Raw genomic sequence first — 4,820 nt, 5'->3', positions numbered from 1 at the left:
TGCTTAAATTTTTAAAGAACAGTGCAAACAACCTTGTGTTTGCCGCGACGCTTCGTCGCTGTTAGGGCTGCGTATGTTACGCTTTCCTAATTTTTTGTCAACACTTAATTTTGATTATTTTCTTTTTATTTTGAAAACTTTCAAAACTCAGTTTTACTTGACTCAACCAACTCGTGATTTGCTGCTATGCTGCGTCGTTCCCCGTGTTGGTGGAGGCGCATTATAGAGAGATCCGAATTTGGATCAACCCCTATTTCAAACTTTTTTTAGTTTTTTGGATCGTTTGGGTGAAATGCGTACAAAACAGCTCTTTTTTGTACGTTTTCTTGTCAAAGATGCCCTTTGAAGCGGGTTTAATTATGAATTTTGGACTTCAGTATTAAATGATTGTTGCGTCACCTCACCCCAATATTCATCATTAATCTTTGTTTCAGAGTAGTTTGTATTGAAACTTGTGATCGCGTTTCGCCAAAATTGCGTTGCCTTACTTGCACCCGTAATCTGTTTAATCTGCCATGCACCACCATAATGTTGCCAAATCCAACTCGCGAATTTACTTCCTAACCCTTGCTCTCTTAAACTTGGAACTATGTAAAACTCACACACCTCAAATTGTTTACTAGCAATTTGTTTGATTGCTGCAAAGCCAATTGGCTTACCTTCTAAATAACAGAGCAAACCAAAAACATTATCAACCAGCTCTGTGTCGAGATCGAACAGCCCCATATGGTTAGGTAATTTACCTGTGACTTTTGAAAACTCTGCTTCATACCCTTGCAACAAGTTTAAATACACACGCATGTTGGTTTGTTCTACTACAACTACTTCCACTGCTATCACTCATTTGACCAATAATTTTTCAATCATCACACAAAACCGCTTTTAAAAAAATATAAATAGGGCTTTACCTCAATCTAACTTGAGCTTTTATGGTCATCCTGCTTTTTCAATTTAAGGAATGATTTTATGCACTCATTTACACGCTACCTTTGTACTTTAAACAAATATTCAGTCTTGGTATCAACTTCAGCATTAAAATAAGGACCCACAATGTTTTTGGAACACGTTAATTTAGTTGTTACTGATCTAAATAAGTCACTGACTTTTTATCAAGCTGCTTTTCCACATTGGCGAATTCGTTCAAAAGGAAGTGGAGAGTGGTACGGCAAGCCACGGCAATGGCTGCACTTTGGCGACGATTTTAATTATATTGCATTAAGTGACCATGGTGAGGGAGGGATAAGACAACTCTCTGGTCATCAAATAGGACTAGCGCACTTTGCCTATGTTGTGAATAATTTAGATGCGCTCATAATTCGTATGTGTGACGCAGGTTTTTTTGTCGATAAAGGCAGTGAGCATTCTTTTCGTAAAAATGCCTATTTTATTGACCCTGATGGATTTGAAGTTGAGTTCGTTGAGTATTTAAGTGATCTGCCTGCTGAGCGAAATAGCGATTAGCATGTACAGAGCCTTCTAATGTGTTATTCGTTAGTTACAGTTAACTCGACTAAGGTCTCAATTAATTTATTAATATCGATGGGTTTTGCAAGATGAGCGTTAAACCCTTCACTTAAATATCTTGTAACATCACTTTCAAGTACGTTCGCTGTTAACGCTACTATTGGAATGGTGCTATTTAGCTGCCGAATATATTTGCAAGCTTGTTCACCATCCATCTCTGGCATTTGAATATCCATAAAAATGATGGCTGGGTTTTCTTGTTGAAATAAGTCAATTGCTTGTTTTCCATTTTCAGCTATTAATAGTGTTGCTTTCGCTGGCGCCATAATTGCCTTAAACACAGTTTGATTTACTTTATTATCTTCAGCCAACAAAATGGTTGTGCCATTGAGTGAAGGCATCGTTAACTGTGCATCGTCACTTGGTTTTAATACTTCACGACTTTCGTGTATCAATGGAATTGTGAGCTTAAACTGAGATCCTTTGTTTAACTCACTCGTCACTTCAATCTTACCTTTCATTAAGTGAACGAGTTGTGCAACAATTGCAAGCCCTAAACCTGTGCCCCCAAATCGACGTGTTGTCGACGTATCTGCTTGTTCAAACCGTTCGAACAAACGTGTTACCTGGGTATCATTCATACCAATACCTGAATCTGTAACTTCTACTTTAATACCACGCTTATACTTTGTAACCTTCACGTCAATTTGACCTAAGTCTGTAAATTTTATCGCGTTACTAATTAAGTTGAATAAGATCTGCTTAATACGCGTCGGGTCACCTTTCCACACACCTGTTACTGAAGACGTTGAATGCAGCTTAACTTCCAATTGTTTTTCATCCGCAATACTCTTTTGCTCGGTTACTGTGTCTTGAATCAATTTCTCTAAATCAAATTCGGTAGATTCAATTTCGAGTTTTCCTGCTTCCAGCTTAGATACATCGAGAATATCATTAATTATAGTTAGTAGTGTTTTACCCGAAGAGAGCGCACTGTCAGTTAGCTCTTGCTCTTTTTTCGCTTGTTTGGATTTTCTTAGTAATTGCAATGTGGATAAAACAACATTTAACGGGGTACGAATTTCATGACTCATATTTGCAATAAATTCGTTCTTTACTTGGTCTGCTTTTTTGAGTTGTTCAATTACTGTGGCCAATTGTGCTGTTTTGTCTTTTACCTTACGCTTTAGCTGCTCGTTAAAACCCGCAATAATTAAAGTAAACATCACACCAATTGCCGCAATAATAAAACCCACAATGAGTGTAAGCCAACTTAACCAATCCTTTTTGGTATTTTCAAAACTATCAGTACTCTCAAAATGAACTAGCCAATCGCGGCCAAACCACGCTAACTGATAAGATTTAGCGAAGTGTAAGCTATGGCTCGTATTATGTTGTTGTTCTAGACCTGCAACATACGGCGAACTAGGCGATTGCTTATCTGAAATTGAAAAGTGATAATAATCTGAAGAGAGATCTTCAAGCATTAGCTTTTCAAGCGATTTATCAACTTCAATAACCACTTCGGCAATACCTAATAGCTTGTCGTCACTATTTCTAAAGACCGGAAAGTAAATTACATTACCTGTTAATTTATCTGACTGTTGCTGTAAGCGAACTGGCGGTGTTGCTTTAATTGCCCGTGATTTTATCGCTTCAAATACGGTATCACCTGCAATTGGGTGACTCGCTAAATCGAGACCTATAGCCAAACTATTAATGGAGTATGGCGCTGTTAGACTGATCGGAAATATTTGTGAAAACTGCCTGCTTTCATCGATGACTCTAAGTTTTGACCCTTCCAGCCCTCGTTCAGACTGCTTTTCATACCAAGCTTGCGACTCTTCACGCTCTAAACAGTCTAACCAAGCAATTGCACGGTAAGGAATACCGCCATTATTAAGAGACGATGCAATTAACTGAAATTCATCAATATTGGGATCAATACCATTACGAAACAAAGTTGCCAAAGCAAACAGGTTAGTTTCGATTTGTCGTTTGAGTATTTGTAATTCATAAACTTTCTTTTCAGTAATATCTGCGAAAGTTAGGTTTAAATTTTTACGATACACTTCTTTTGAATAAGAAAATGTAAAGCACACTGATATCAGCAATAAGCTACCAGTAACCAATACAACTTTAACGTTACTCACTGGCCTAAAAAGCTTAGATGGAAGTAACATGCCAAATAATGGGAAGAAAAACAGCACACCAACACTGTCACCAACCCACCAAGTGAACCAAACAAAATCGACGATACTAAATGGAATAATACCTTGTAAGTATAAAGAGCTAGTACCAATTGTTGCAGAAACCATACAAGCAAACGGGCTGACTAAAACTAGCGCTTTTAACAAAGGTTTTGCCGCATTTAAGCTAAGTGGAAAATCACACAACTTTTTTAGGAGCAAACAGCTAATGGCGGCCTGCAACAAAGCGCCCGCGGCACGAACACTGTTCCACATTAAATCGGAAGCAGAAATGGAAAAAATATCGTTTCCTGAACTATAAATATTCGCCAGTAAAGCGCCGACAAAAAGTGGTATATATGCCTTACTACCATAGCGTAATGCAACAATTGCGGCGTACCCTGCAGCTGGCCATACTGCGCTCGCAAAACCAGGCTCTATACGAAAAAAAGTACCGAATACACCAAAAGAATAATAACCAAGCACGATAAGTACAAAAACAACCACATCGTTGCGAAGTAATCTTGTTAGAGTAAGCGGCATTCAGTAAGCCTTCTTTTGTATAATGAACTGTTTAAACATAGCACAAAAGTTAGCTCATAATACGATTAATCAGATACTTAAATATGGCAAGTGCTGGCTAAAGAATCTAGAAAAATTATAGCTCGTATAAAATCGCATTGCGCTTTCTAAAACAACAGAGCAATACTTAACTCTTGTGGTAGCGAAGCGTTAATCGTGCAACAAGCGCAATATGGACTAATAAGTAACGTTGAATATTAATGAATAGCGAATGACGAAGTTCCCTTCATTCAACAGCACTACAAAGTAACATGCTTTAAAGCCAAGTACGCTATTTCTGAGCGACTGCTCAAGACAAGTTATCGCCAAGCGGTCGGCGATATAAAATGATGTGAAACGAGAACGTTAAATTAAACAAAATATAGATATTTTTGACATAAAAAAACCCGAGCTTAAACTCGGGTTTTTCGATGCTTATGCATTAACTATCAAGAATTAGTCTTCGATAGTTGCTACAACACCAGCACCTACTGTACGGCCACCTTCACGGATCGCGAAACGTAGACCTTCGTCCATCGCGATTGGAACGATTAGCTCAACAGTCATCTTGATGTTGTCGCCTGGCATTACCATTTCTACGCCATC

Annotated in this window: 3 protein-coding genes and 1 pseudogene; 1 reads left to right on the top strand and 3 read right to left on the bottom strand. The window is 38.2% G+C overall.

The window, feature by feature from the left end; translation table 11 throughout:
• Positions 1 to 357: 357 nt before the first annotated feature.
• Positions 358 to 831 carry a GNAT family N-acetyltransferase gene (locus AN214_RS21365; RefSeq protein ID WP_054981567.1) on the bottom strand — a complete coding sequence of 158 codons (474 nt, stop codon included), beginning with the start codon at positions 829 to 831 and terminating at the stop codon, positions 358 to 360.
• A gap of 219 nt (positions 832 to 1,050) precedes the next feature.
• On the opposite strand from AN214_RS21365, the gene AN214_RS21360 reads away from it, so the two are divergent.
• Positions 1,051 to 1,461 carry a VOC family protein gene (locus AN214_RS21360; RefSeq protein WP_054981566.1) on the top strand — a complete coding sequence of 137 codons (411 nt, stop codon included), beginning with the start codon at positions 1,051 to 1,053 and terminating at the stop codon, positions 1,459 to 1,461.
• 23 nt (positions 1,462 to 1,484) lie between these two features.
• On the opposite strand, the gene AN214_RS21355 is transcribed toward AN214_RS21360, so the two are convergent.
• Positions 1,485 to 4,196: an ATP-binding protein gene (locus tag AN214_RS21355; protein ID WP_054981565.1), complete on the bottom strand. Its 2,712-nt coding sequence runs from the start codon at positions 4,194 to 4,196 to the stop codon at positions 1,485 to 1,487.
• 474 nt (positions 4,197 to 4,670) lie between these two features.
• A pseudogene (gene tuf, locus AN214_RS22350) lies at positions 4,671 to 4,820 on the bottom strand (elongation factor Tu); the annotation flags it as partial.

Source organism: Pseudoalteromonas sp. P1-9, from assembly GCF_001399975.1.
GTDB lineage: Bacteria > Pseudomonadota > Gammaproteobacteria > Enterobacterales > Alteromonadaceae > Pseudoalteromonas.
Note: the sequence above shows the minus strand (reverse complement) of the source record. Positions and strands in the feature narration are given on the sequence as shown.